Annotated in this window: 19 protein-coding genes and 4 tRNA genes; 11 read left to right on the plus strand and 12 right to left on the minus strand. The window is 70.8% G+C overall.

Annotation, left to right across the window (positions count from 1 at the left end; translation table 11 throughout):
- Nucleotides 1-287 precede the first annotated feature (287 nt).
- On the minus strand, nt 288-1,367 hold the full coding sequence (locus J2Z30_RS33365) for an ABC-2 transporter permease (RefSeq protein WP_044572151.1): 1,080 nt from the start codon (nt 1,365-1,367) through the stop codon (nt 288-290).
- Nucleotides 1,368-1,475: 108 nt separating this feature from the next.
- On the opposite strand from J2Z30_RS33365, the gene hrpA reads away from it, so the two are divergent.
- From hrpA to J2Z30_RS33380, 3 genes are all read left to right on the plus strand, one after another.
- Nucleotides 1,476-5,411 carry an ATP-dependent RNA helicase HrpA gene (gene hrpA / locus J2Z30_RS33370; RefSeq protein ID WP_044572153.1) on the plus strand — a complete coding sequence of 1,312 codons (3,936 nt, stop codon included), beginning with the start codon at nt 1,476-1,478 and terminating at the stop codon, nt 5,409-5,411.
- Nucleotides 5,412-5,547: 136 nt separating this feature from the next.
- Nucleotides 5,548-5,622 (plus strand) — tRNA-Asp (locus tag J2Z30_RS33375).
- A 119-nt stretch (nt 5,623-5,741) separates the two neighbouring features.
- On the plus strand, nt 5,742-5,954 hold the full coding sequence (locus J2Z30_RS33380) for a DUF6274 family protein (protein WP_044572155.1): 213 nt from the start codon (nt 5,742-5,744) through the stop codon (nt 5,952-5,954).
- A gap of 452 nt (nt 5,955-6,406) precedes the next feature.
- Here J2Z30_RS33380 and bldC read toward each other — a convergent pair whose 3' ends face one another.
- Entirely contained in the window at nt 6,407-6,613 is a 207-nt protein-coding gene (gene bldC, locus J2Z30_RS33385) for a developmental transcriptional regulator BldC (protein ID WP_020869672.1), read from the minus strand.
- A gap of 499 nt (nt 6,614-7,112) precedes the next feature.
- Nucleotides 7,113-7,949 carry a DUF8083 family protein gene (locus tag J2Z30_RS33390; RefSeq protein ID WP_044572157.1) on the minus strand — a complete coding sequence of 279 codons (837 nt, stop codon included), beginning with the start codon at nt 7,947-7,949 and terminating at the stop codon, nt 7,113-7,115.
- Nucleotides 7,950-8,125: 176 nt separating this feature from the next.
- On the opposite strand from J2Z30_RS33390, the gene J2Z30_RS33395 reads away from it, so the two are divergent.
- The gene (locus J2Z30_RS33395) at nt 8,126-9,280 is read left to right on the plus strand and encodes a Leu/Phe/Val dehydrogenase (RefSeq protein WP_044572159.1); all 1,155 of its coding nucleotides are present in this window, start codon (nt 8,126-8,128) and stop codon (nt 9,278-9,280) included.
- A 424-nt stretch (nt 9,281-9,704) separates the two neighbouring features.
- Complete coding sequence (locus tag J2Z30_RS33400) at nt 9,705-9,959, plus strand: DUF3073 domain-containing protein (RefSeq protein WP_044572162.1); 255 nt, start codon at nt 9,705-9,707, stop codon at nt 9,957-9,959.
- A 104-nt stretch (nt 9,960-10,063) separates the two neighbouring features.
- Here J2Z30_RS33400 and purM read toward each other — a convergent pair whose 3' ends face one another.
- The 3 genes from purM to J2Z30_RS33415 all read right to left on the minus strand — a co-directional run bounded on the left by purM (nt 10,064) and on the right by J2Z30_RS33415 (nt 13,695).
- Complete coding sequence (purM, locus tag J2Z30_RS33405; RefSeq protein ID WP_044572164.1) at nt 10,064-11,131, minus strand: phosphoribosylformylglycinamidine cyclo-ligase; 1,068 nt, start codon at nt 11,129-11,131, stop codon at nt 10,064-10,066.
- Nucleotides 11,132-11,179: 48 nt separating this feature from the next.
- On the minus strand, nt 11,180-12,739 hold the full coding sequence (gene purF / locus J2Z30_RS33410) for an amidophosphoribosyltransferase (protein ID WP_044572167.1): 1,560 nt from the start codon (nt 12,737-12,739) through the stop codon (nt 11,180-11,182).
- Between the two features lie 167 nt (nt 12,740-12,906).
- A complete protein-coding gene (locus J2Z30_RS33415) occupies nt 12,907-13,695 on the minus strand; it encodes a sterol carrier family protein (protein ID WP_044572169.1) in 789 nt (262 codons plus the stop codon).
- A gap of 93 nt (nt 13,696-13,788) precedes the next feature.
- On the opposite strand from J2Z30_RS33415, the gene J2Z30_RS33420 reads away from it, so the two are divergent.
- Nucleotides 13,789-14,187, plus strand: a complete 399-nt coding sequence (locus J2Z30_RS33420) for a nuclear transport factor 2 family protein (protein ID WP_044581631.1) — start codon at nt 13,789-13,791, stop codon at nt 14,185-14,187.
- A 90-nt stretch (nt 14,188-14,277) separates the two neighbouring features.
- On the opposite strand, the gene purL is transcribed toward J2Z30_RS33420, so the two are convergent.
- Genes purL through purS form a run of 3 tightly spaced genes read right to left on the minus strand, consistent with a single transcriptional unit; the run spans nt 14,278 to nt 17,515 of the window.
- Entirely contained in the window at nt 14,278-16,551 is a 2,274-nt protein-coding gene (purL, locus tag J2Z30_RS33425) for a phosphoribosylformylglycinamidine synthase subunit PurL (protein WP_044572171.1), read from the minus strand.
- The gene (gene purQ, locus J2Z30_RS33430; protein WP_020869681.1) at nt 16,548-17,228 is read right to left on the minus strand and encodes a phosphoribosylformylglycinamidine synthase subunit PurQ; all 681 of its coding nucleotides are present in this window, start codon (nt 17,226-17,228) and stop codon (nt 16,548-16,550) included. Before purQ ends, purL begins: the two co-directional genes overlap by 4 nt.
- Nucleotides 17,225-17,515 (minus strand): phosphoribosylformylglycinamidine synthase subunit PurS, encoded by a 291-nt coding sequence (gene purS, locus J2Z30_RS33435; RefSeq protein WP_370467175.1) that lies wholly within the window; start codon nt 17,513-17,515, stop codon nt 17,225-17,227. Before purS ends, purQ begins: the two co-directional genes overlap by 4 nt.
- Nucleotides 17,516-17,811: 296 nt before the next feature.
- Between purS and J2Z30_RS33440 the strand changes: the two genes are divergently transcribed.
- The 4 genes from J2Z30_RS33440 to J2Z30_RS33455 all read left to right on the plus strand — a co-directional run bounded on the left by J2Z30_RS33440 (nt 17,812) and on the right by J2Z30_RS33455 (nt 18,796).
- Complete coding sequence (locus J2Z30_RS33440; protein ID WP_044572173.1) at nt 17,812-18,129, plus strand: histone-like nucleoid-structuring protein Lsr2; 318 nt, start codon at nt 17,812-17,814, stop codon at nt 18,127-18,129.
- Nucleotides 18,130-18,253: 124 nt separating this feature from the next.
- Nucleotides 18,254-18,325: transfer RNA gene (locus J2Z30_RS33445), tRNA-Gly, on the plus strand.
- A gap of 81 nt (nt 18,326-18,406) precedes the next feature.
- Nucleotides 18,407-18,482, plus strand: a tRNA-Gly gene (locus J2Z30_RS33450).
- A gap of 241 nt (nt 18,483-18,723) precedes the next feature.
- Nucleotides 18,724-18,796: transfer RNA gene (locus J2Z30_RS33455), tRNA-Gly, on the plus strand.
- Between the two features lie 73 nt (nt 18,797-18,869).
- On the opposite strand, the gene J2Z30_RS33460 is transcribed toward J2Z30_RS33455, so the two are convergent.
- A complete protein-coding gene (locus J2Z30_RS33460) occupies nt 18,870-19,790 on the minus strand; it encodes a phosphoribosylaminoimidazolesuccinocarboxamide synthase (protein WP_044572175.1) in 921 nt (306 codons plus the stop codon).
- A gap of 158 nt (nt 19,791-19,948) precedes the next feature.
- Here J2Z30_RS33460 and J2Z30_RS33465 point away from each other — a divergent pair, with 158 nt between their 5' ends.
- Nucleotides 19,949-21,424 carry a phytoene desaturase family protein gene (locus J2Z30_RS33465; protein ID WP_107073320.1) on the plus strand — a complete coding sequence of 492 codons (1,476 nt, stop codon included), beginning with the start codon at nt 19,949-19,951 and terminating at the stop codon, nt 21,422-21,424.
- 776 nt (nt 21,425-22,200) lie between these two features.
- On the opposite strand, the gene J2Z30_RS33470 is transcribed toward J2Z30_RS33465, so the two are convergent.
- Both J2Z30_RS33470 and J2Z30_RS33475 read right to left on the minus strand, forming a co-directional pair.
- Entirely contained in the window at nt 22,201-23,700 is a 1,500-nt protein-coding gene (locus tag J2Z30_RS33470) for a N,N-dimethylformamidase beta subunit family domain-containing protein (protein WP_044572179.1), read from the minus strand.
- Nucleotides 23,701-23,973: 273 nt separating this feature from the next.
- Complete coding sequence (locus tag J2Z30_RS33475; protein WP_044572181.1) at nt 23,974-25,827, minus strand: hypothetical protein; 1,854 nt, start codon at nt 25,825-25,827, stop codon at nt 23,974-23,976.
- Between the last annotated feature and the right edge of the window lie 224 nt (nt 25,828-26,051).

Below are 26,051 nucleotides of genomic sequence, written 5' to 3' on the forward strand. Positions count from 1 at the left end.
CCGATGGCCGTCTGTCTATCTGGGCCCTCACCCCGACGCCGAGGAAAACCCCCGGATCAGGCGGAACCCGGTACACCACTTCCAAAGACGCAACCAGATCTGCAGCGAGGCCCCACCACGCGGCGTAGCCGCATACCGACGCTGCGGGAAGGGGCGAAGCCCGGGTTGCGAGGCCTGAGGCCAAGCCCCGCTTCGGGCCCTGCGGCCAAGCCCCGGTTTCGGGAAGGGGTGGGGAGGGGAACAGCCCGCCGCAGGCGTCGAGACCCCCCGGGCGCCCCCCGAACCCCTCAGCACCGCGTCGGCGTCGCCCTCGGCGGCCGTCCGCCCGGGTGGCGGTGGCGCCAGGTCCAGAAGACCACGGCGGACAGCAGACACCAGACCACCAGCACCAGGAACGGAAAGGCATGCTGGTTGGCGCGGAAGTAGATCGCGGTGTGCTGGGCGTTGACCGAGGCGCCCGGTGGGAGCCAGCGGCCGACGGTGCCGAGGACGGAGGGGAGCAGGGGCCAGGAGACGGCGCCGCCGGAGGAGGGGTTGCCGAGGAGCACCATCAGACCCCAGGTGGGGATGAGCGCCCAGCGCCCGAAGAGGACGTTGAACATGGAGAACACCAGCCCCGAGGTGAACATCGTCAGCGCCAGGATCGCCCAGGACTCCGGGAAGGGGAGCTGGAGCGCGCCCAGCCCCTGGTCGACGATGACCGCGATCGTGAACCCGCCGAGCAGGGCGTAAGCGATCATGAAGACGATCCGCTCGGCCGGGTTGAGCTCGGAGGCGTTCACGCTGAGCTGGATGGCGCCGAGGAAGCCGATGATCGTGGCGGCCAGGGAGATGTAGAAGACCGCGAGGCCGCGCGGATCGCCGGGCTGCAGCGGTTTCACGTCCTTGACCGTGACCGGCACCCCGGAGACCCGGCCGACCTTGCCCGCGGCCTGGCCGAGCACCTGGGCGACGGTCGCCCCGGCCGCGCTCGCGACGTCCATCCGCACGCCGCGGCCGCGCACCTGGAGGACCGCGAAGACCCGCTGCTCCTCCAGGGACCAGCGGGCCTTGGCGTAGCTGGGGTAGGGATGCAGCCGGAGGGAGGCGTTCAGGGCCTGCTCCATCCCGGCGAGGAACCGGTTCAGCGGGGCGGCGCCGTGGTCGGGGGCCACGACGGCGGTGGGGACGTTCCGGGGGGTGGGGTTCGCGAAGGCGTAGGTGTACGAGCCCGCGAAGAGCCCCGCGCCCGCGGAGATGATCAGCACGATGACGGTCGCGGGGAAGAACGGGGACCGCTTGAAGGCCCCCCACCCCCATCGCGGTGATCGGCGTTCCGGCTCGGGGTCGGGGTCGGGGTCGGGGCGCTGCGCCAGGTCATCGGCCATGAGATCACGCTAAAGCGATGAACCCATATATATCGCACATATCGCGCAACGCGGCGCGGATGAAATGGTTCGCCAGCCGTTTTCCGGAGGTGAGATCCTGGGGTCCGTATGTCCACCACGCCTGCCCCCGCCCTGCCCGCCCTGCTGGAGCGGCTGCCCGAGCTGATGCTGCGCGACCAGCAGCGGCTGGGACGCCGGCTCGACGGCGCGCGCCGGATCCGTAAACCCGAGGCCCGTGCGGCCGTGCTCGGCGAGATCGCCGACGAGATGACGCGTGCCGAGCTGCGGGTCGCGGACCGCCGCGCCGCGGTGCCGGCCATCACCTATCCGGAAGAGCTGCCGGTCAGCCAGAAGAAGGACGCGATCCTCGAGGCCGTCCGGGATCACCAGGTGGTGATCGTCGCGGGTGAGACCGGCTCCGGGAAGACCACCCAGATTCCGAAGATCTGTCTGCAGCTGGGGCGCGGCGTCAAGGGCCTCATCGGCCATACGCAGCCACGCCGGATCGCGGCCCGCACCGTGGCCGAGCGCATCGCCGAGGAGATGCGGTCACCGCTCGGCGAGTCCGTCGGCTGGAAGGTCCGCTTCACCGACCAGGTGGGCAAGGACACCCACGTCAAGCTGATGACCGACGGCATTCTGCTCGCCGAGATCCAGACCGACCGCGAGCTGCGCCAGTACGACACGATCATCATTGACGAGGCCCATGAGCGCAGCCTCAACATCGACTTCCTGCTCGGCTATCTGGCCCAGCTGCTGCCCCGCCGCCCCGACCTCAAGGTCGTGATCACCTCCGCCACCATCGACCCGGAGCGCTTCTCCCGCCATTTCGGCGACGCGCCGATCGTCGAGGTCAGCGGGCGTACATATCCGGTCGAGGTGCGCTACCGCCCGCTGCTCGAAGAGGGCGGCGAGGACAGCGACCGCGACCAGATCACCGCGATCTGCGACGCGGTCGACGAGCTCCAGGCCGAGGGCCCCGGCGACATCCTGGTCTTCCTCTCCGGCGAGCGGGAGATCCGCGACACCGCCGACGCGCTGAACAAGAAGAAGCTCCCGGTCACCGAGGTGCTCCCGCTGTACGCACGGCTGTCGCACGCCGAGCAGCACCGGGTCTTCCAGAGACACACCGGCCGTCGGATCGTGCTGGCGACGAACGTGGCCGAGACCTCGCTGACCGTTCCCGGTATCCGCTATGTGATCGACCCGGGCACCGCCCGGATCTCCCGCTACAGCCATCGCACCAAGGTCCAGCGGCTGCCCATCGAGCCGATCTCCCAGGCCAGCGCCAATCAGCGCAAGGGCCGCTGCGGCCGGACCAGCGACGGCATCTGTATCCGGCTGTACTCCGAGGACGACTTCGTCACCCGCCCGGAGTTCACCGACGCCGAGATCCTGCGGACCAACCTGGCCTCCGTCATCCTCCAGATGACCGCCGCCGGCCTCGGCGACATCGAGAAGTTCCCCTTCATCGACCCGCCGGACCGCCGCAACATCAAGGACGGCGTCCAGCTCCTGGAGGAGCTGCACGCCCTGGACGGCAAGCAGAAGGACCCGCGCAAGCGGCTCACCGAGGTCGGCCGGAAGCTGGCCCAGCTGCCGGTGGACCCGCGGTTGGCCCGGATGGTGCTGGAGGCGGATCGCAACGGCTGTGTCCGCGAGGTCATGGTGATCGCGGCGGCGCTGTCCATCCAGGACCCGCGGGAGCGCCCCTCGGACAAGCAGCAGCAGGCGGATCAGCAGCACGCCCGCTTCAAGGACGAGTCCAGCGACTTCCTGGCCTTCCTCAATCTGTGGAAGTACGTCCGGGAGCGGCAGAAGGAGCTGTCCTCCTCCGCATTCCGCCGGATGTGCCGGAATGAGTACCTCAACTACCTGCGCATACGCGAATGGCAGGACATCTACAGCCAGCTGCGCACGGTCGCCAAGACCATGGACGTCCACATGTCCGAGCAGGACGCGGCGCCGGACCACATTCACACGTCGCTGCTGTCCGGGCTGCTGTCGCACGTCGGGCTCAAGGACACCGAGAAGAACGAGTACGTGGGCGCGCGCAGCGCCAAGTTCGCGGTCTTCCCCGGCTCGGCACTGTTCAAGAAGCCGCCGCGCTGGGTGATGTCGGCGGAGCTGGTGGAGACGTCCCGGCTGTGGGCGCGGGTCAACGCGAAAATCGAGCCGGAGTGGATCGAGCCGCTCGCCCAGCACCTGGTCAAGCGCACCTACAGCGAACCGCACTGGGAGCAGAAGCAGGCAGCGGTGATGGCGTATGAGCGGGTCACCCTCTACGGGGTGCCGATCGTCGCCCAGCGGAAGGTCAACTACGGCCGGATCGACCCCGAGACCAGCCGCGATCTGTTCATCCGCAACGCCCTGGTGGAGGGCGACTGGCGCACCCACCACCAGTTCTTCCACGACAACCGCAAGCTGCTGGGCGAGGTCGAGGAGCTGGAGCACCGCGCCCGGCGGCGCGACATCCTCGTGGACGACGAGACGCTCTTCGACTTCTACGACCAGCGGATCCCCGAGCATGTGGTCTCCGGCGCGCACTTCGACTCCTGGTGGAAGCACAAGCAGCGCGAAGGGGGGAGTGCGCCGGAGCTTCTCAACTTCGAGAAGTCGATGCTCATCAACGAGCGGGCGCAGGGCGTCACCAAGGACGCCTATCCGGACTCCTGGCGCCAGGGGAAGCTCAAGTTCAAGGTGACCTATCAGTTCGAGCCGGGGGCGGACGCGGACGGTGTGACCGTCCACATCCCGCTTCAGGTGCTCAACCAGGTCACCCCGGACGGCTTCGACTGGCAGATCCCGGGGCTGCGCGAGGATCTGGCCACCGAGCTGATCCGCTCGCTGCCCAAACCGGTCCGCCGGCACTACGTCCCGGCGCCCAACTACGCCAAGCGCTTCCTGGAAAGCGCTGTCCCCCTCCAGGAGCCGCTGACGGCGGCGCTGGGGCGGGAGCTCCAGCGGATGGTGGGCGTACGGATCGAGCCGGAGGACTGGGACCTGACGAAGGTCCCCGACCACCTGAAGATCACCTTTCGGGTGGTGGACGAGCGGCGCCGCAAGCTGGCCGAGGACAGGGACCTGGAGGCGCTGCGGCAGCGGCTGCGGCCCAAGACGCGGGCCGCGATCTCCAAGGCGTTCGAGTCCTCCAAGGAGGCCGTGGGGATCGAGCAGCGCGGTGGGCTGACCCGGTGGACGGTCGGCACGCTGCCGCGCACCTTCGAGACGCGCCGCGGCGGCCAGCCGGTCAAGGCGTATCCGGCGCTCGTCGACGAGGGCTCCTCGGTGGCCGTACGGCTCTTCGACACCGAGGCCGAGCAGCGGGAGGCGATGTGGCGGGGGACGCGTCGGCTGATCCTGCTCCAGCTGCCGTCCAACCCGGCCAAGTTCGTCCAGGGCAAGCTCTCCAACCAGGCCAAGCTGGCGCTCTCCAGCAGCCCGCACGGCAGTGTGCAGGCGCTGTTCGACGACTGCGTGGCCGCGGCGGCCGACCGGCTGATCGCGGCTCGTGGCGGCCCGGTCTGGGACGAGGAATCGTTCCGGAAGCTCTTCGACGCCGTCCGCAGCGACATCATGGACGCCACGCTGGACACCGTGCGCAAGGTCCAGGAGGTGCTGGCGGCCTGGCAGTCGTGCGAGCGGCGGCTGAAGGCCACCAGCAGCCCGGTGCTGCTGTCGTCCCGCACGGACATCAGGGAGCAGCTCTCGGAGCTCATCACACCGGGTTTCGTGACCGCCCACGGCGTACGGCGGCTTCCGGACCTCATGCGCTACCTGGTGGCCGTGGACCGGCGGCTCCAGCAGCTTCCGGGCAACGCCGAGCGGGACCGCTCCCGGATGGCGAAGGTGCGGGAGATGCGGGACGAGTACGCCTGGCTGCTGGAGCAGTTCCCGCCGGGGCGCCCGGTGCCCCAGGAGACGCTGGAGATCCGCTGGATGATCGAGGAACTGCGGGTCAGCTACTTCGCGCACGCCCTCGGCACGGCCTATCCGGTGTCCGACAAGCGCATCGTCAAGGCCATCGACGCGGCGGCTCCGTAAGAGCCCGGCGGGGCTCCGGCGGGCCGCCGGAGCCCTGCCGGGCGCGAGTTCGACCGCACCCCCTGACCTGCTGTAGAGTCTGCATCGCAGCGCACACAGCGCGGCGCACGGCGGCGGAGCCGCAGGCGTCACTGTTGGTCCTGTGGAGCAGTTTGGAGTGCTCGCCACCCTGTCAAGGTGGAGGCCGCGGGTTCAAATCCCGTCAGGACCGCTTACCCGGAAGGCCCGGATCCAGATATGGATCCGGGCCTTCCGCGTCTTGACGGCACACCACATACAGAGGTACCCAAACTAAAAGGTGTGCGCGGGGGTACGCGGGAGGTGCTGCGTATGACGACGTCCGCGAAGCATGAGACCAAGGCGCTGCTGCGCGCCCATCTGGCGGCCGCCGCGGGCAACCGCCACTTCACCCGGCACTGTCCGATCTGCCATCGCCTGCTGCGGCTTGCGATGGAGCACTCGGCGGCCGACGAGGCGGCTGACAGGGCCGAACACGAGAAGCGCGAGGAGACGACGGCGGCCTCGCCACCGTCAACTCGGTAAGCCCTTACCGGGGTTGTCTTTTAGCGCAACCGCTGGGCACAGGGCAAGGGTTGGGCGGTGTGACGGGAGTCACCGAATGAGTTTCCGGAGTGAGGGAACTTACACCCCGCTCACCACAGGTCAATTTAATATGTGCAATTGCACCCTCTGTCCGTGACCCTCGCGAGCCCCCCGAAAGCGCTCCGCGGGCTTCCTCGAGCCCCTTGCGGACCACCCCGCACAACCCGAACGATTGCGCTTCCAAAGGCACTTGAAGCCCCCTGGAGGCACCCTCCGGAAGACCGTCCCCGGGGCATAAAAAAGATCGCGCCGGACCCGGCGGAGTCCAGCGCGATCAACGACGCACCCATGTCGAGCGGTGGAGGGCCTGTTGGGGCAGGCACCCGTCGTGGTGGAGCTATACAGGCAAAAGCCGGGCTGGGGGGCCCGGAAATGCCCGGTTATGCGGTTGTTCAGCCCTCGCTGCGCTGCTGCGGGATGCCCGCAAGAAGAGCACGGACCTCCGCTTCGCGGTAGCGCCGATGCCCTCCGAGCGTACGGATCGACGTGAGCTTGCCTGCCTTCGCCCAGCGAGTGACCGTCTTCGGGTCCACGCGGAACATCGTGGCAACCTCAGCCGGGGTCAGCAGCGGCTCGGCATCAGGGGTGCGAGCGGTCATGAGCGGCCTCCTCGGGAGAACCGAACCATCACGGTTCTTTCCTCTAAATTCTGCACCTTGACCCACGTTGCCCGAAATGGCGGACGCGGGCCGAGTCGGTTATAGGACGAACGGCTTGTCCTCGGCACTACAACTACACCATCTGTCCAGCCCCGTCGGCCAAACCGATGGAATTGCCCTCTCAGGTGACCAACCTCGACGGAAGCCGATGGACCATGCCATAACGGACTGTCACGCGGCCGTGACGATCAGTCACAACAGGATCAGGGGTCACCAGATCCGTCAAGAAGTGCAATACCGATGAATCCGCCCATAGTTGGGCGGAAGGAATCCCTCCCGGACTCCTTGTCCTATTTTGACACGAGGATGGGCGATTACCGCAAGGCCCGAAGTCAGTGCTTTAGGTCACGATTGAGGCAATGGCCCGGATCGGGACCTACGTCCCCTCTGTTCCGGCGAACCGCTCAACCGGTCGCCCGACACCCGTTCGGCCGGGCGTTCAGCTCGCGTTCTGCCGCCTGCGGACCACGCTCCAGCGGTCGGTCAGCCGCTCGTACGCGACGCCCGCACGCTCCCCGTCCCCGTCGCGCAGCGCCGCCAGGCCCTCCGCCACATCCGCGGCCGAGCGGTCGTCCTCCAGCTGCCCGGCCGGCAGCGTGTGCACCAGGCCGCCGTAGTCCAGCTCGACCAACGACCGGGGGTGAAACTCCTCGAGCCACCGGCCGACGTCCACCAGCCCGTCGATCAGCGGCCCTTCGCCGAGAGCCTCCTTGAGCACTTTAAGCCCACGCGCCACCCGGCGCCTGGCCTGGACCATTGGGGTGCGGTAGCGGAGGATGAGTCCTTCGTCACCCTTGGTGAACTCGCGCTCCTCGTCCCCGAAGAGCACGAACCAGCGCACCGGCACATGCCAGGTGGCCGAGCGGATCCACGGCCGGGCGTCCGGGTTGCGCTCCAGCCACCGCTCGAAGTCCGCCACCGCCTGCCGGCGCACCACCGGGGGCAGGGCCGCGTCCAGCAGGGGCCCGGGAAGGCGCTCCGGCAGCTCCTCCAGGGCCAGCCAGCCCCTCAGCCGGGTACGCCACGGACAGACACAGGTGACGCCGTCCACGAGCGCCACGAAGGCGTCCGCGCTCTCGTGCACCGGAACCGCCACCGGGGGGACCGGCAGCAGGTCCGCGAGCGAGCGGCGCAGCTCGTCCTGCGCGCCCGGCAGGTCGTCGCGCTTGGCATACCGCGCCCAGTGCGATCTCTCCGGCTCCGGAAACGCTGCCAGTGGCTCATAGACCCGGAGATACGCCGCGTACGGGACAATCACCGAAGACGCCAAGGTCACACGCGCTCCCTCAAGGCTGAGACCACCGCCAGGGGCTCCCTTACCCCCGCCTGACGGCATCGTCCCATGCCCGGCATACGGACTCGTCGGGGACATGGCCGATCACCCGGGCCCCCAGGGCTTACCCTCTTGCCCACGGCCCTCCCCACCAGCCAGGAGGGCGTCTACCCCGACCTATGGGAGTCACCACCGTGACCGACGTACGTCACACCGTCAGCGCCGACGGTCCGACGGAGAGTCGCGTGCCGAACCCTCTCTCACCTCTTTCGACATTGTTCCGCTCCGATCTCGGCGGGCATGAGCAGGTACTGCTCTGCCAGGACCGGGAGAGCGGCCTCAAAGCCGTCATCGCCATCCACTCCACCGCCCTGGGCCCGGCCCTCGGCGGCACCCGCTTCCACGCCTACGCCTCCGAGGAGCACCCCGAAGAAGCGGCGCTCCTCGACGCGCTCAACCTCGCCCGCGGCATGTCCTACAAGAACGCGCTCGCCGGGCTCGACCACGGCGGCGGCAAGGCCGTGATCCTCGGCGATCCCGAGGAGATCAAGACCGAGAAGCTGCTGCTCGCCTACGGCCGCTTCGTGGCCTCCCTGGGCGGTCGCTACGTCACCGCCTGTGACGTGGGCACCTATGTGGCCGACATGGACGTCGTCGCCCGCGAGTGCCCCTGGACCACCGGCCGCTCCCCCGAGAACGGCGGCGCCGGCGACTCCTCGGTGCTGACCGCCTTCGGTGTCTTCCAGGGGATGCGGGCGAGCGCCCAGGCGTCCTGGGGCGCGCCCACGCTGCGCGGCCGCCGGGTCGGCATCGCGGGGGTCGGCAAGGTCGGCCACCACCTGGTGGAACACCTGCTGGAGGACGGCGCCGAGGTCGTGGTCACGGATGTGCGCACCGAGTCGGTGGACCGCGTGCTGGCCCGCCATCCCCGCGTCCAGGCGGTCCGGGACACCGAGGCGCTGATCCGCGCCGACCTGGACGTCTACGCCCCGTGTGCGCTCGGTGGCGCCCTGGACGACGCCACGGTGCCCGTCCTGACCGCGAAGGTGGTGTGCGGCGCGGCCAACAACCAGCTGGCCCATCCGGGCGTGGAGAAGGACCTGGACGGCCGCGGCATCCTCTACGCGCCGGACTACGTGGTGAACGCCGGTGGTGTCATCCAGGTCGCCGACGAGCTGCACGGTTTCGACTTCGACCGGGCCAAGGCCAAGGCGGCGAAGATCTTCGACACGACGTTGGCCATATTCGATCGGGCACAGACCGACGGCATCCCGCCCGCCGCGGCCGCCGACCGGCTGGCCGAGCACCGGATGGCGGAGGGCCGCCACGCCTGAGCCGTGGCGTGGCAGATGCCACGGGCATGGGCCACGGGGCGCCCGAGGGCCGCGGAAGCGCCTGAGAGCGTCTGAGGAGCGGTGTGAGGCCGTGCGGACGGGCCGTGCGGGACCCTTTGCCGGAGGCCGCCGTACGGGGGACGTGAGAGCCCCCGGGGAGCCATCGGGGAGAGATCCCTCACGGCCCGTCGGCGGGTCGGCGCACAAGACGCGTTAAAATCGCAGCTGACCAGCGAGGAACGGGCTCCTCGCGGGTTCTGCCTCGTGGCACGTCGTGTGGGCGACGTACCGTATGGCCACAGAAGCAGGTACCGTTGAAGCCCTACGGACCGGTCTCTCTTTTGAGAGTCCGCTCCGATTTATGAACGTGAACGCGTGTCAAGACTCTGGGGCCGTCGAGCCCCGTCGTTGAGGGGGTCGAGCCATGGGGCGCGGCCGGGCCAAGGCCAAGCAGACGAAGGTCGCCCGCCAGCTGAAGTACAACAGCGGTGGGACGGATCTCTCACGCCTGGCCGAGGAGCTGGGCGCATCGCCAACGAGTCAGCCGCCGAATGGCGAGCCGTTCGAGGACGATGAGCTGGACGACGACCCGTACGCACAGTACGCGGATCTGTACAACGACGATGAGGACGAGGACGACGAACAGTCCGATCCGTCCCCGCAGCGTCGCCGCGCCTGAACCACCCGTTCCAGGCGCTCGGCTTATCGCCGCACACCTCCACCGGTCCGGGGTACCCGCCTCGGACCGGCTTCTGTGCTGTCCGCACACACGGCGCGGCCGTCTCAGCCCGCATGGTCACCGGTCAGCGTCACCGCTTCCGCTTCCCCGGCCGTGCGCTCGGTGATCTCACCGCTGACCCAGGCCTCGACACCGCGGTCGGCGAGCGTGGTGAGCGCCACATCCACGGAGTCGGCCGGGACCACCGCCATCATGCCGACGCCCATGTTGAGGGTCTTCTCCAGCTCCAGGCGCTCGACCGAGCCGGCCTCGCCGACCAGCTGGAAGATCGCTCCGGGGGTCCAGGTCGAGCGGTCCACGACCGCGCGCAGCCCCTCGGGGATGACCCGCGCGAGGTTGTTGGCGAGCCCGCCGCCGGTGATGTGCGAGAAGGCGTGCACCTCGGTGGTGCGGGTGAGGGCCAGGCAGTCCAGCGAGTAGATCCGGGTGGGCTCCAGCAGCTCCTCCCCCAGTGTCCGGCCGAGCTCCGGCACCTCGCGGTCCAGCGCCCAGCCGGCCCGGTCGAAGAGCACATGGCGGACGAGTGAGTACCCGTTCGAGTGAAGTCCGGACGATGCCATGGCGATCACCGCATCACCCGTTCGGATACGATCCGCGCCCAGCACCCGATCGGCCTCGACCACGCCCGTACCGGCCCCGGCGACATCGAAGTCATCGGCGCCCAGCAGCCCCGGGTGCTCGGCGGTCTCGCCGCCCACCAGGGCGCAGCCGGCCAGGGTGCAGCCCTCGGCGATGCCCTTGACGATGGCGGCGACGCGCTCCGGGTAGACCTTGCCGACGCAGATGTAGTCGGTCATGAACAGCGGCTCGGCACCGCAGACCACCAGGTCGTCCACGACCATGCCGACCAGGTCGCGGCCGATGGTGTCGTACACGCCCATCCGCCGGGCGATGTCCACCTTGGTGCCGACCCCGTCAGTGGCGGACGCGAGCAGCGGACGCTGGTAGCGGGCCAGGGCGGAGGCGTCGAAGAGCCCGGCGAAACCGCCGAGGCCGCCCACGACCTCGGGCCGGCTCGCCTTCTTGACCCACTCCTTCATGAGCTCGACGGCGCGGTCGCCCGCCTCGATGTCGACGCCCGCGGCGGCGTAGGTGGACCCGGACTCGGACATGACGTTGAGATCTTTCGTATCGGGGATGACGGGCAGGCGGCGCTCGGCTCAGGGACGGCGCAGGGCGTCGGCGCCGCCGACACCGGCGGTCAGCGTCGTCACACCGTCGGCGTCACCGCTGCTCGGGACCTGGGTCTCGGACTCCAGGAGGTGCTTGCCCAGCAGCTCCGGATCCGGCAAGTCCATCGGGTACTCACCGTCGAAGCAGGCACGGCACAGATTCGGCTTGGCGATCGTGGTCGCCTCGATCATGCCGTCGGTGGAGATGTACGACAGCGAGTCGGCGCCCAGCGACTTGCCGATCTCCTCGACCGAGAGACCGTTGGCGATCAGCTCGGCGCGGGTGGCGAAATCTATGCCGAAGAAGCACGGCCACTTGATCGGCGGGGACGAGATCCGGATGTGGACCTCGGCGGCCCCGGCCTCGCGGAGCATTCGCACCAGGGCGCGCTGGGTGTTGCCGCGGACGATCGAGTCGTCGACGACCACCAGGCGCTTGCCCCGGATGACCTCCTTGAGGGGGTTCAGCTTGAGCCGGATGCCGAGCTGCCGGATGGTCTGCGAGGGCTGGATGAAGGTCCGGCCCACATAGCTGTTCTTGACCAGCCCGGAGCCGTACGGAATCCCGCTGGCCTCGGCGTAGCCGACGGCGGCCGGGGTGCCGGACTCGGGCGTCGCTATGACCAGGTCGGCCTCGGCCGGGGCCTCCTTGGCCAGCCGGCGGCCCATCTCGACCCGGGAGAGGTACACGTTCCGCCCGGCGATGTCGGTGTCGGGGCGGGCCAGGTACACGTACTCGAAGACACAGCCCTTGGGCCGGGCCTCGGCGAAGATGGTGGAGCGCAGCCCGTTCTCGTCGATGGCGACCATCTCGCCGGGCTCGATCTCACGGATGAAGGACGCGCCCACGATGTCCAGGGCGGCGGTCTCGGAGGCCACCACCCAGCCGCGCTCGAGGCGGCCGAGGACCAGCGGGCGGATGCCCTGGGGGTCGCGCGCCGCGTACAGCGTGTGCTCGTCCATGTAGACGAGGCTGAAGGCGCCCATGACCTTGGGCAGCACGATGGGGGCCGCCTGCTCGACGGTGAGCGGCTTGCCGTCGTCGTCCACCTGGCCCGCGAGCAGGGCGGTGACCAGGTCGGTGTCGTTGGTGGCCGCCACCTGGGTGGCCCGGCCGCCGTCGCGGGGCAGGGCCGCGACCAGCTCCGCCAGCTCGGCGGTGTTGACCAGGTTCCCGTTGTGACCCAGCGCGATCGAGCCGTGGGCGGTGGCCCGGAACGTCGGCTGCGCGTTCTCCCACACCGAGGCTCCGGTGGTGGAGTAGCGGGCGTGACCGACCGCGATATGGCCCGTCAGGGAGCCGAGGGAGGTCTCGTCGAAGACCTGTGAGACCAGGCCCATGTCCTTGAAGACGAGAATCTGGGAGCCGTTGCTCACTGCGATGCCCGCGGACTCCTGTCCACGGTGCTGCAGCGCGTACAGCCCGAAATAGGTGAGTTTGGCGACCTCTTCTCCCGGTGCCCAGACTCCGAAGACGCCACAAGCGTCCTGGGGGCCCTTCTCACCGGGGAGCAGGTCGTGGCTGAGTCGTCCGTCACCACGTGGCACGTCATCGAGTCTAGGCCAGTTCGGCGGTGCCTCCGAACGAGGGACCCGTCAGGAGGGCGTAAGTCACATTCTCCGCACCCGCTCCGGACCCCCGGGACCCGCGCCCGACCTGCGCACGGCCGGGGGTGAAGGTGCCCGTCCGAGGCGAGGATCACATCTCGGGCCGGTCAGCCGAGCACGGGGAGGTGGGCGGAGAGGTCGGCGCGGTCGCCGCTCGCGGTCAGCGGCCCGGACTCCAGGGCCTCGGCCCAGGTCAGACGGCCCGTGGCGAGGCGGATCCAGGTCGGCGGATCGGTCTCGACGACGTTCGGCGGAGTGCCGCGGGTGTGCCGGGGGCCCTCGACGCACTGGATCACGGCGAACGGCGGGATGCGGACCTCGACCGAGCCGCCGGGCGCCTTCGCCGCGAGGGCGTCGGCGAGCACGCGGGTGGCGGTGGCCAGCGCCTGGCGGTCGTGCTCCACGGGGACGCCGGTGGCGGCCGCCAGATCGTCGGCGTGGACCACGAGCTCCACACAGCGGGTGACCAGGTAGTCGTCCAGCCGCATCGCCCCGACGCGGGCGGCCAGCAGCCGGTCGGCGGGCGCGACGGCGGCCACCTCGGCGAACCGTGCCTCGGCGCGCTCCAGCGGCTCGCCCGGTTTCGCGTCCGCCGCGAGAGCGCGGGTGTCGTCGTCGATCGCCCCCGAGTGCCTGGCCACCGCCGAGGCCCAGCCGGTGACGGTGACCTCGCGCGCGGGCGGCGCGGGCCGCTCCAGGAGGCGTACGACAGAGGTCACGGCCATCGCCAGATGCGCGATCAGCTCCCGGACCGTCCAGTCGCCGAGCCGGGTGGGGGCGTCCAGGGCGGTCCCGTCCAGCCCCTCGGCCGCCTTCCGCACCTGCCGGAGCTGCGCGATCACGGCGGCCCGGGTCTTGGCGGGGTCATAGCTGCGGGCACGGGCACGGGGCGGCATGGCGCCGAGCCTATCGACAGCCCCGTGGGGTGGGCGGAGGATGGATGGAAGGGGATAGAGAGGTATCAATCAGGACGAAAGGTGTGAATGACCATGGGCGAGCACCCCGATGCCGCCGTGGTGCGCCGCGCATGCACCGCGTTCCAGCAGGGCGACCTGGACACCCTCTCCACGCTGCTGACGGCGGACGTCATGCAGCATGTGCCCGGTGACAACATGATCTCCGGACACCACAAGGGCCGGGACGCGTGTATGCGGCTGTACCGCACCGAGTTCGAGGAGACCGGTGGCACGATGCGGGTCGATCTGGAATCGGTGATGCCCGACGGGCGCGGTCATGTGATCTCCGGCCACCACGTCCGCGCCGAGCGCGGCAACCGCACGCTGGACATGAAGACCGGGCTGTTCTTCACCATCGTCGGCGGGAAGGTCAGCGACATCGACCAGTGCGTCGAGGACATCGACGCCGCCAACGCCTTCTGGGGGAAGTGAGCCCCACGAGGCCCGAGCCGGAACAGACCGTACGGCCCGCTCCCTGACGCCAGGGGGCGGGCCGTACGGCATGCGTTCTCAGGCCAGTCCTCAGGCCAGCAGACCCGGGATCGTCGCCTCGTACGACTCCCGCAGCTCGGCCAGCGGGATGGAGAACTGCCCCTGGACGTCGATCGCGTCGCCGTCGACCACGCCGATACGGGCCGCCGGAAGCCCCCGGGCCCCGCACATGTCGTTGAAGCGGACCTCCTCGCTGCGCGGTACGGCGACGACCGCCCGGCCCGCGGACTCGGAGAACAGCAGGACAAAGGGGTCCAGACCGTCGGGGACGACGATCCGGGCGCCCTTGCCCCCGCGCAGACACGACTCGGCGAGCGCCTGGATCAGACCGCCGTCGGACAGGTCGTGGGCCGCGTCCACCATGCCGTCGCGCGAGGCCGAGATCAGGATCTCGGCGAGCAGCCGCTCCCGCTCCAGGTCCACCTTCGGCGGCAGTCCGCCCAGGTGGTCGTGGATCACCTGGGACCAGGCCGAGCCGCCGAGCTCCGCGGCGGTGTCGCCCAGCAGATAGAGCAGCTGGCCCTCCTCCGCGAAGGCGATCGGGGTGCGGCGGGCCACATCGTCGATCACGCCGAGGACGGCCACGACCGGCGTGGGGTGGATGGCCACCTCACCGGTCTGGTTGTACAGCGACACATTGCCGCCGGTGACCGGGGTGCCCAGGGTCAGACAGCCGTCCGCGAGACCGCGGGTGGCCTCCGCGAACTGCCACATGACCGCGGGGTCCTCCGGCGAGCCGAAGTTGAGGCAGTTGGAGATGGCCAGCGGCTTGGCGCCGGACGCGGCCACATTGCGGTACGACTCGGCGAGCGCGAGCTGCGCCCCCGCGTACGGGTCCAGCTTGGCGTAGCGGCCGTTGCCGTCCGTGGCGACGGCCACGCCCAGGCCGGTCTCCTCGTCCACCCGGACCATCCCGGAGTCCTCGGGCTGGGCGAGCACCGTATTGCCCTGCACGAAGCGGTCGTACTGATCCGTGATCCAGGACTTGGACGACTGGTTCGGGGACCCGATCACCTTGAGGATCTGCTCGCGCAGCTCCTCCGCCGTGGCCGGGCGCGGCAGCTTGCCCGCGTCGTCGGCCTGGAGCGCGTCCTGCCACTCGGGGCGGGCGTAGGGGCGCTCGTAGACCGGGCCCTCGTGGGCGACGGTGCGCGGCGGAACGTCCACGATCTGCTCGCCGTGCCAGTAGATCTCCAGCCGCTCGCCGTCGGTGACCTCACCGATCACGGTGGCGATGACGTCCCACTTCTCGCAGATCTCCAGGAAGCGGTCGACCTTCTCGGGCTTCACGATCGCGCACATGCGCTCCTGCGACTCGCTCATCAGGATCTCCTCGGGGGAGAGCGAGGAGTCGCGCAGCGGCACGGTGTCGAGCTCGACCCGCATCCCGCCGGAGCCGGCGCTGGCCAGCTCGCTGGTGGCGCAGGACAGGCCCGCGCCGCCGAGGTCCTGGATGCCCTCGACCAGGTCCTCCTTGAAGACCTCCAGGGTGCACTCGATGAGCAGCTTCTCCTGGAAGGGGTCGCCGACCTGGACAGCGGGGCGCTTGGTGGGCTTTCCCGTGCCGGAGGCACTATCGCCCGCGGCGTCGAAGGTCTCCGAGGCCAGCACGGAGACGCCGCCGATGCCGTCGCCACCGGTGCGGGCGCCGTAGAGGATCACCTTGTTGCCGGTGCCGGACGCCTTGGCGAGGTGGATGTCCGCATGCTTCATCACGCCCACGCACAACGCGTTGACCAGCGGGTTGCCCTGGTAGCAGGGGTCGAAGACGACCTCGCCGCCGATGTTGGGCAGGCCCAGGCAGTTGCCGTAGCCGCCGATGCCCGCGACCACACCGGGCAGCACCCGCTTGGTGTCGGGGTGGTCGGCGGCGCCGAAGCGCAGCGGGTCCATCACGGCCACCGGGCGGGCGCCCATGGCGAGGATGTCGCGGACGATGCCGCCGACGCCGGTGGCCGCGCCCTGGTAGGGCTCGATGTACGAGGGGTGGTTGTGCGACTCGACCTTGAAGGTGACCGCGTAGCCCTGGCCGACGTCGACCACACCCGCGTTCTCGCCGATGCCGACGAGCAGGGCGTCGTTCTCGGGGGCCTTCTCACCGAACTGCCGCAGATGGACCTTGCTCGACTTGTACGAGCAGTGCTCGGACCACATGACGGAGTACATCGCGAGCTCGGCACCGGTGGGGCGGCGGCCCAGGATGGCGCGGACGCGCTCGTACTCGTCCTGCTTGAGACCGAGCTCGGCCCAGGGCTGCTCGGCCTCCGGGGTCTGCGCCGCGTGCTTGGTGGTGTCCAGGGTCATGCGCTGACCAGCCTCTTGAGGATCGAGGTGAAGAATCCGAGACCGTCGGTGCGACCGGTGCCGATCAGCGGTTCGACGGCGTGCTCGGGGTGGGGCATGAGGCCGACGACATTGCCCGCCGCATTGCAGATACCGGCGATGTCGCGGAGCGAGCCGTTGGGGTTGAGCTCCTGATAGCGGAAGACGACGCGTCCCTCGGCCTCGAGTTCATCGAGGACGCGCTCATCGGCGACATAGCGGCCGTCGATGTTCTTCAGCGGGATGTTGATCTCCTGACCCCGCTCATAGGAGCGCGTCCAGGCCGTCTCAGCGTTTTCCACTCGCAACTTCTGATCACGGCAGATGAAGTGCAGATGGTTGTTCCGCAGCATCGCACCGGGCAGGAGATGGGTCTCGGTGAGTACCTGGAAGCCATTGCAGATGCCAAGCACCGGCATACCGGCCTTCGCCTGGTCGATCACCGAGTCCATTACCGGGGAGAAGCGGGAGATCGCTCCGGCCCGCAGATAGTCGCCATAGGAGAAGCCGCCCGGCAGGATCACCGCGTCGACCTGCTTGAGGTCCTTGTCGCGGTGCCACAGCGGTACGGCTTCCAGCCCGGCGGCGCGGACCGCGCGCTGGGTGTCGCGGTCGTCGAGCGTGCCGGGGAAGGTGATGACTCCGACGCGTGCGGTCACGACTCCGCCTTCACGGCAGTGGCGTCGGCACCCTCGCCGACCTCGACCTTCACGGAAAAGTCCTCGATCACGGTGTTCGCCAGAAAAGTCTCGGCGATCTGGTGGATACGGGCGAGGGCGGCGTCATCGACCGGGCCCTCCACCTCGAGTTCAAAGCGCTTGCCCTGACGGACGTCGGCGATCCCCTCGAAACCGAGGCGGGGCAGTGCTCGCTGCACCGCCTGGCCCTGGGGGTCGAGGATCTCCGGCTTGAGCATGACGTCGACTACGACGCGTGCCACTGGCACTCCCGGTGGTGTGGTGCTGGTGCGTAAGGCGGTGCCCAAGCGTACCCCGGGCAAAAATCTACGCGAGTAGATATGCAAGGGTTCGGTCACGTTTAAGCATCGTCGGTGGCGACTGACGGGGAAAGGTCGGGGAAAAACGCATGGTCCCGATCGCGGCGTGACACGCGGATGGAATTACTGGGGTTCACAATGCAATGCCAGTCACTGTACAAATGAAAAAGCATTGTTGGACACAACTGGACAGCTGACATCTTTGCACGTCAACGCAACGATGCAGCCCGAAAGGACCGATATCCGTGGCGCAGCGCGTAGTAGTCACGCTCTCCGACGACCTCGAAGGAGGCGAAGCGGAAGAGACGGTCACGTTCGGACTCGACGGCAGGTTGTACGAGATCGACCTCAGCTCTGCCAATGCGTCGAAACTGCGCGACGCTCTCGCACCGTACGTGGAGGCCGGCCGCAAGCGGGCCCGCTCGGGCAAGACATACCGCCGCACCGCCGTCGCCCCGGACCCGGCCGCGGTGCGCGCCTGGGCCCGGTCGAACGGCATGGAGGTGCCTCCGCGCGGCCGGATCCCCAAGAAGGTCTACGAAGCCTTCGACGAGTCGGCCTGAGGCACCCGTTCGGCCTGGGGCACCCCCGTTCAGCCGAGTTGCACACCACCCCGGGTGATCCGCTAAAGTCTGGAGCACGCCGAGGGGCGAGGCCGAAAGGCCGAGACCCCGAGGAAGACACCATGCGGGTGTAGCTCAGTAGTAGAGCGCCCCCTTTCCAAGGGGGAGGCGCAGTGTGCGATCCCTGTCACCCGCTCTCATCGCCTATCGGCCTCCTGTTGATGAGGATCCGGTAGAGTGATGCGCGCGCCGATCGGTGAAGGCCGGTCGGAGGCATGCGGACGTGGCTCAGTTGGTAGAGCATCACCTTGCCAAGGTGAGGGTCGCGAGTTCGAATCTCGTCGTCCGCTCCAGATCTGCGGCGCCGGTCGAATCGACCGGCGCCGCAGGCGTTTTCGGACGCGTGCCGCCGCAACGGGCCCATGCTGCCGGAGCCGACGGCGGCGGACGGCGCCTCCGTCGCGGAGAGGCTCCGAGCGGCTTCACCGCCGCCCGGAGCGGCGCCCGGAGCGGGCTCGACGCTCGGGGTGGTAGTTCACCGGTCGAGGGTTTGGTTATAGTAGAGGCGCGCCGAACCGGAAAAGTCCGGCGCAGGCGGACGTAGCTCAGTTGGTAGAGCGCAACCTTGCCAAGGTTGAGGTCGCGAGTTCGAGCCTCGTCGTCCGCTCAGGGAACGCAAGGGCCCCGGCCGATCGGCCGGGGCCCTTGGTCGTTCTCCGCCCTGTTCCCGGTTGTCCGGGCTACTTCCAGCTGCTGCCGGTCAGCAGTTCGTAGGCCTCCGCGTACTTCCGGTGCGTCCGCTCGACGACCTCCGCCGGGAGCGGGGGCGGCGGCTGCTCGCCGGCGCGGTCCCAGCCGGAGGCCGGGGAGGTCAGCCAGTCGCGGACGTACTGCTTGTCGAAGGACGGCTGCGCATGGCCGGGCTCCCACTGGTCGGCAGGCCAGAAGCGGGAGGAGTCCGGGGTCAGTACCTCGTCGGCGAGCACCGGCTCGGCGCTCTCCACGCCCAGGGTCGCCTCCGCGTAGCCGAACTCGAACTTGGTGTCGGCGAGGATGATCCCCCGGGCGCGGGAGATCTCCCGGGCCCGGTTGTAGACGGCGAGGGTGGCCTGGCGCAGCTGGGCGGCGGGCTCGGCGCCGATGCGGTGGGCCACTTCTTCGTACGCCACGTTCTCGTCGTGCTCGCCGACCGCGGCCTTGGTGGCCGGGGTGAAGATCGGGGAGGGCAGCTCGGAGCCGTCGGTCAGCCCCTCGGGGAGGGCGATTCCGCACACCGTGCGGGTCTCGCGGTACTCGGCCAGGCCGGAGCCGGTCAGATAGCCGCGCGCGACGCATTCGACCGGGACCATCCGCAGCGACCGGCACACCAGGGTCCGGCCCTCCCAGTCGGCGGGGGCGCCGGCGGGCAGCTCGGTGGACAGGACGTGGTTGGGGACGAGGTCGGCGAGCAGATCGAACCACCAGAGGGAGAGCTGGGTGAGGATCTTGCCCTTCTCGGGGATCTCGGTCGGCAGGACCCAGTCGTAGGCGGAAATCCGGTCGCTGGCGACCATGACGAGCTCACCGCGCCCGTTCTGGTAGAGGTCGCGCACCTTGCCGGTGTGCAGGTGCCGAAGGCCCGGAACCTCGACCGGCTCGGGCTTCTCAACGAATCCGGACACGCTTCCTCCTGGTGTTTTTGTCCAAGCCCCCTCGATTCTGCCGCACGGAACGGCGGCGACCTGCGGCGGGGCGCGGGGCCGCAGGGGTGCGGCGTTCCGGGTTCCGCTTCCGGCCGGTTCGAACACGTCGTACGAGGAACTCGTGCGGAAGGACACACATGGAGCGGGTGGGGAGGTGCGGGATGGCCGACGCGGCGATCGTGGGCAGCGGGCCCAACGGGCTCGCGGCCGCCGTCACCCTGGCCCGCGCCGGGCTGCGGGTGGCGGTGTACGAGGCCGCCGCCGACATCGGCGGCGGGCTGCGCACCCAGCCGCTCTTCGACCCGGAGATCGCCCACGACATCTGCTCGGCGGTCCACCCCATGGCGCCCGCCTCCCGCTTCTTCCGCGAGTTCGGCCTGGCCGTGCGCGGGGTTGAGCTGCTGACGCCCGAGGTCTCCTACGCCCATCCGCTGGACGGCGGCCGCGCCGCGCTCGCCCACCACGATCTGGAGACCACCTGCGCCGGGCTCGGCCCGGACGGGGAGCGCTGGCGGCGGCTGATGGCTCCGCTGGTGCGGCACAGCGAGGGCGTGGTCGACTTCATCCTCTCCGGGCAGCGCGCCCTCCCCCGCGATCCGGTGGCACCGCTGCTGCTGGCCCCCCGGATCCTCGTCCACGGCACCCGGCTCGGTGCCGCCCGCTTCACCGGTGAGGCGGCGTCCGCCCTGCTCACCGGGGTCGCCGCCCATGCCGTGGGCGAGCTGCCCAGCCTGGCCGGCGGCGCGGTGGCGGCCCTGCTCGGGCATCTGGCCCACGGCCCCGGCTGGCCGCTGCCGCGCGGCGGCAGCGCGCGGATCGCCGAAGCCATGGTGGACGACATCACCGCGCACGGCGGCACCTTCCACACCGGGCGCGCGATCGACGACCTCCGTGAGCTGGACGGTTATCGCGCGGTGCTGCTCGACACCGGTGTTCCGGGGCTGCTGGACATCGCCGGGCGCGCGCTGCCCGACCGCTACGTCCGGGCGCTGCGGCGGTTCCGCTACGGACCGGCCGCCGCCAAGGCCGACTTCCTGGTCAGCGAGCCGATCCCGTGGGCCGACCCCGCCGTGGGCCGCGCCGGGACCGTACACCTGGGCGGCGCCCATGCCGAGCTGGTCCGGGAGGAGAACCGGACCGCACGCGGGGCCCGCAGCCGGGCGCCCTTCGTCCTGCTCGTCGACCCGGCCGTCACCGACCCCGGGCGCGCCCGGCCCGGCAGGCGCCCGGTGTGGGCCTACGCCCATATGCCGAACGGCGACGACACCGATCCGGTGGAGCTCATCCGCTCCCGGATCGAGGCGTACGCCCCCGGCTTCGGCGACACGGTGCTCGCGGCGCGCGGGATGTCGGGGCGGGACCTGGAGGCGTACGACCCCAACGACGTGGGCGGGGACATCGGCTCGGGCGCGATGACGATCCGGCAGAGCCTCGCCCGGCCGGTGCCCCGCCTCGACCCGTACCGCACCCCGCTGCCCGGCCTCTTCCTCTGCTCATCCGCGACCCCGCCGGGGCCGGGGGTCCATGGGATGTGCGGCTACCTGGCGGCCCGGTCGGCGCTACGGCATCGTTTCGGGATCCGGAAGCCGCCGCGCCTGGCTCCGATGGCGTAGGGGGCGCCCAGCGGGTCTTTCCCCTCCCCGCCCCTTCCCTCAACTGGGGCCCCGCCCCAGACCCCGGGGAGCAGAAACTGGAGCCCCGCCCCAGACCCCGAGGCCCAGGGGCGGAGGCCCGCTGCCCAGCAGGGCAGGGAGGAGAAAGCCGCCCCACACCGGCCACCGGCCAAACGGCACCCGACGGATCGTGACACCAGCGGCGAAACACTCCCCAACCCGCCCCTTCCCGAAACTGGGGCCCCGCCCCAGACCCCGAGGCCCAGGGGCGGAGAGCCTCTGGTAGCGGGGCGGGGAGGGGGAAGCCCCTCCACCGGCCGCGGGCCAGGCGGCGCCCGACGGGTCGTGACGCCCGCGGCGGGCAGAGCATCGAGATGCGGCCCCGCCGCGTGATGGCGCTCCGCCGCGTGATGGCGCTCCGCCGCGTGGTGCGGCCCCACCGCATAGCGCGGCCCCACCGCATGGTGGAGCTCCGACGCGTGATGGGGCCCCGACGCATGGCGCGACCCCACCGCATAGCGCGACCCCACCGCATGGCGCGACCCCACCGCATGGCGCAGCCCCACCGCATGGCGCAGCCCCACCGCATGGCGCAGCCCCACCGCATGGCGCAGCCCCACCGCATGGCGCGACCCCACCGCATGGCGCGGCCCCACCGCATGGCGCGGCCCCACCGCATAGCGGGGCCGCACCAGATCTCGGGGTCCAGGGGCGGGGCCCCTGGTAGCGGGAAGGGGCGGGGAGGGGAAAGCATCCGTGGTTCGGCGGGCACCGCCTCAGCCCCGCTTGCAGATGCGATCCAGCAGATTCGCCGTGGCCTTCTGGATCCGCTCATCCGTATGCCCCGGACGATCCAGCGCGGGCGACCACGCGAACGTCCCCGACGCGAATACCAACGCGCCGCTCGGCGCCCGGTACAGCGACGTTTCCTGGTGGCGGGTCACCCGCTCCGTGTCCTCGTACGGGGAGTGGGCCAGGAGGATGCGGCGGAGGTGGTCGGGGAGGGCGGTGCGGGGGAAGTAGCGGTCGGCCTCGCCCGCGACCAGGCCGGGCAGTTCGTCGCCCTCCTCCGCGTCCGTGGCCTCCCACAGCCAGTGGCCCGCGTTGCGCACGATCAGCGGGCTCGGCTCGGGCACCCGGCCCGCGTACTGGATGCCGATCAGCTGCTGCTCGGGCGCGGTCTCCCGCCAGAGTGCCGAGCGGCCGGGGCCGCGGCGCTTGCGGCAGGTCAGCAGCCGGGCCGGGCCGGAGGGCGAGGGGGCGAGCTCGACCTGCCAGTACATGGTGTTCGCGGAGAGGAAGACCAGCGAGGTGCCGCTGTCGCGGGCCGCCTCCACGGTGTGGCGCATCGGCGCCGACCAGTACTCGTCATGGCCGGGGAAGACCAGCCCCCGGTAGCGGGTGGGGTCGACGCTTCCCGCGTGCAGGTCGCGCATCTCGGCGTAGGCCAGGTCGTAGCCGTAGCGCTCGGCCCAGCGGATGAAGTCGTAGGCGTGCCCCACATGGAGGGGCAGCCCCGCGCCCGCGTACGGCCGGTCGAAGGAGACCGTGGTGGCCGCCTCCGACTCGCCCAGCAGCTTTCCCCGCTCGTCCCAGGCGTGGTAGAGGCTGGCGCCGGTCCGGCCGTCCTCCGGGTAGAGGTTGTACGCCTGCCAGGTGAGGTCGGGCAGGACGAGGAGGAGGTCGGCGGGGCGGCTGTCGCGGACGGTGAACGGGATGTGGCTGCGGTAGCCGTCCAGGGTGGTCAGCACCGCGACATACGCGCCGGGCTTCCAGTACGAGGGGATCTGCATCCGCCAGGACAGCCACCAGTGGTGGCAGGAGACGGTGCGGTCGGCGGTGAGCGGGGGCGGCTGGACGATCCCGGACAGCCGGGGGCTGGTGGTGATCTTCAGCGCGCCGGTGGCGTCGTAGTAGCCGATGCGGTAGATGTCCACGCTGAACTGCTGGGGCGGGTCCACCGTGATCCGGAAGTCGATGGCCTCGCCGGGGGCCGCCGCGGAGGTGGAGGGGAAGCCCTTGATCTGCCGGTGGACATCGTCGGCCGTGCGGGGCCCGGGGATCCTTGCGGGGCCCCGCGCGCCGGTCCGCTCGGCCGCCCGGGGGTCGGCCCCGGAGAGATGGACGTCGTCGACGTACCACGGGACCACCCGCCCGGTGTCGTCGAAGTAGTTCTCACTGTCGCGCAGCCAGGGCAGCGGGCCCTGGCCGAAAGGATCCGTCACCGCGTGAGCGAGCGCTCCCGACTCCCAGCGCCGGATCTGGTCCGTCCCCACAACTGCTCCCCTCCCTGCGTACCCGGCGGCGCCACGCCTCGCTGTCCTCGCACACCGCACCGCCGCGGGTCCGGCCTTGTGGGCCGGGCTGCGGGGCCGGGCTCGCGGTTCGGGCCGGTTGGGCCGGAACTCCTGGGCCGGGTGACAGCGACCGGTCCAAGCACATCACATTACGCACCTACTCCATCACCGATAGTCGCTAATTTGCTGGAACAGACACCGAACGCGCGACAAGGGTGGACATAGGAGCGGTATTGGGCGGACTCCGCGCCGCTACACCAGCCGGACGGGCTTCTCCGGGCGGACCCCCACCTCGCCGAGCCAGGCGCGCAGCGGCCCGTCGTCACCGTCCTCCACCAGGCTCAGCACCGGATGGGCCAGGTCGGCCCGCCGCCGCCCGCCGACGAGCAGCGCGGGCCCGTCCAGCCAGTCGAGGCCGGGGGCCGCGCCCGCGGTGTCCACGGCGGCGCAGCAGACCATGGCGGTGACATGGTCGGCGAGCAGCTCCCGGCCGGTGCGGGGCGGCTGGAGCGGGAACGCCGGGGCGAAGCCGTCGATCCACGGGTCGCCGCCGGAGCCGCCCGCGGGCCCTTCGGCCCCCGCCGCGGGGCCCTGGCCGTGTGCCCGGGTGGCGGCGGCCTCCTCCCGGGCCACCTCGACGCTGAGCCGGGCGGCGAGGCGGGGGGCGCCGCCCTCGGTGGAGTCGGCGGGGCCGGCCGGGGCGGCGGTGAGCCGGTCGATGACCCGGGCCAGGGTGGCCGGGGCGGGCCCGCTCGCGCGGGCCGGTGCCGGGGCGGCGCCGACGGGCTCCTGGACGTCGTCACACTCGTCCAGGAGCCGGTTCAGCCGGGCGGCCTCCTGCCGCCACTTGCGGTCCACGACCTCCTCCGGATACGCGCCCCAGTCGACCGGGGACCAGTCGGGGCCCGGCTCCGGCGGGCCGCCGTGGAAGAGGCGGGCGGCGAGCAGCGAGGTGGCCTCGTCCATCGCCCCGGGCTCCTCCAGCAGATCGCAGGCCGGACGCTCGCTCAGCCGGGAGGTGAACCCCTCGGCGAGCCGGTCGCGGCGGGAGAGCTCGGTGAGCGCCGAGACGACGCCCGCGTCCAGCCGGGAGGGCCAGCGGCCCATCCGCCAGGCGGGCAGCGCGACCCGGGTCAGCAGCCGGTCCCAGCCCGCGTAGGCGAGGCCCACCTGCTCCTGGGCGACGATCCGCAGCCCGTAGTCGACCGTCTGGGCCCGCTCGGAGGCGGCCGCGGCGACCGCGCGCTCCATCTCGGCCGCGTGGTCGCGGCAGCCGCGCAGCAGCAGCCGGGCCACCCAGCCGACGAAGCCGAAGGCGGGCCGGCGCACCACCGCCACCAGGGCGGGCGCGGGCCCGGACGACGGCTCGCCGCCGCGGGCCGCGACGGCCACGGCGGCGTCAAGACCGCGCACGAAGCGGCGGGCGGAGGCTATGTCGGGGTGGACGGACGGGCCGGTGCCCGCCACCACCGGGGCGAGCAGCGCGCGCAGTTCGGCGACCCGCATCCACCACAGGAACGGCGAGCCGATCACCAGCACCGGCGCCTGCGGGGCGCCCCGCTCGGGGCGGTCCACGACCCGGTCCGCGCCGGCCGCCGGGCCGGGCCCTCTGGTGCCGCGTACCGGGCGGGGCTCCTCGACCGCGAGGGCGCCGCGGTCCCGGCGCTCCCGGCGGTGGGTGTGCGCCGGATGCGTACGGTCCTCCAGCCAGCTGTCGCAGTCGGGGGTGAGCGCTATGGCCGAGGGCGCGGGGACCTCCAGGCGCTCGGCCAGATCACGGATCAACTGGTAGAGGTCGGGCGCGGTCTCCTCGTCGATGGGCACCGTCGGGGTGAGCGCGGGCCTGGCCCGGACGACCACGGCGGCCACGGCCGCCGCCAGCAGCAGGACCACCAGGGCGCCCCCGGTCACCACCCAGCGCAGGGCCGTCCAGCCCTCGTCCTGGGAGCCGCCGATGCTGCCGGTGGCGCTTCCGGCCAGCAGCACGACGGCGGCGGCGGCCGGGAGGAGTGCGACCGCGAGCGCGGTACTCCGGATGCGCAGCACCGCGAGGGCGCGGGCACGCGCCGCCAGGGCACCTGCTTCGGGACCTGCCACGGTTCTCATCACCCCCTACTGTCCGGCCGGTGTTTGAACAGCGGACGACGGCGGCGTTGTTTTCTCCCCACCCACTGTCGCACCGGCCGCCGACTCCGCAATGCCGGTGGGCCAGTTGCCGCACCTCGCCTGAGCGGCACACTAGTTGGGGGGCGGGCGTGCGTCAGCAGGATGCGGAACCGCTCACCCAATGGAATGGCCTTGGGTAAAACCGGGAACTTCGCGATGGCGAC

The organism is Streptomyces iranensis (assembly GCF_017874715.1).
GTDB classification, from domain to species: Bacteria; Actinomycetota; Actinomycetes; order Streptomycetales; family Streptomycetaceae; genus Streptomyces; species Streptomyces iranensis.

Bases quoted from the DNA above. Each gene is read 5' to 3' on its own strand.
- J2Z30_RS33365 (WP_044572151.1), bottom strand. From the start codon at position 1,367: ATGGCCGATGACCTGGCGCAGCGCCCCGACCCCGACCCCGACCCCGAG.
- hrpA (WP_044572153.1), top strand. From the start codon at position 1,476: ATGTCCACCACGCCTGCCCCCGCCCTGCCCGCCCTGCTGGAGCGGCTG.
- J2Z30_RS33380 (WP_044572155.1), top strand. From the start codon at position 5,742: ATGACGACGTCCGCGAAGCATGAGACCAAGGCGCTGCTGCGCGCCCAT.
- bldC (WP_020869672.1), bottom strand. From the start codon at position 6,613: ATGACCGCTCGCACCCCTGATGCCGAGCCGCTGCTGACCCCGGCTGAG.
- J2Z30_RS33395 (WP_044572159.1), top strand. From the start codon at position 8,126: ATGGGAGTCACCACCGTGACCGACGTACGTCACACCGTCAGCGCCGAC.
- J2Z30_RS33400 (WP_044572162.1), top strand. From the start codon at position 9,705: ATGGGGCGCGGCCGGGCCAAGGCCAAGCAGACGAAGGTCGCCCGCCAG.
- purM (WP_044572164.1), bottom strand. From the start codon at position 11,131: ATGTCCGAGTCCGGGTCCACCTACGCCGCCGCGGGCGTCGACATCGAG.
- J2Z30_RS33415 (WP_044572169.1), bottom strand. From the start codon at position 13,695: ATGCCGCCCCGTGCCCGTGCCCGCAGCTATGACCCCGCCAAGACCCGG.
- J2Z30_RS33420 (WP_044581631.1), top strand. From the start codon at position 13,789: ATGGGCGAGCACCCCGATGCCGCCGTGGTGCGCCGCGCATGCACCGCG.
- purL (WP_044572171.1), bottom strand. From the start codon at position 16,551: ATGACCCTGGACACCACCAAGCACGCGGCGCAGACCCCGGAGGCCGAG.
- J2Z30_RS33465 (WP_107073320.1), top strand. From the start codon at position 19,949: ATGGAGCGGGTGGGGAGGTGCGGGATGGCCGACGCGGCGATCGTGGGC.
- J2Z30_RS33475 (WP_044572181.1), bottom strand. From the start codon at position 25,827: ATGAGAACCGTGGCAGGTCCCGAAGCAGGTGCCCTGGCGGCGCGTGCC.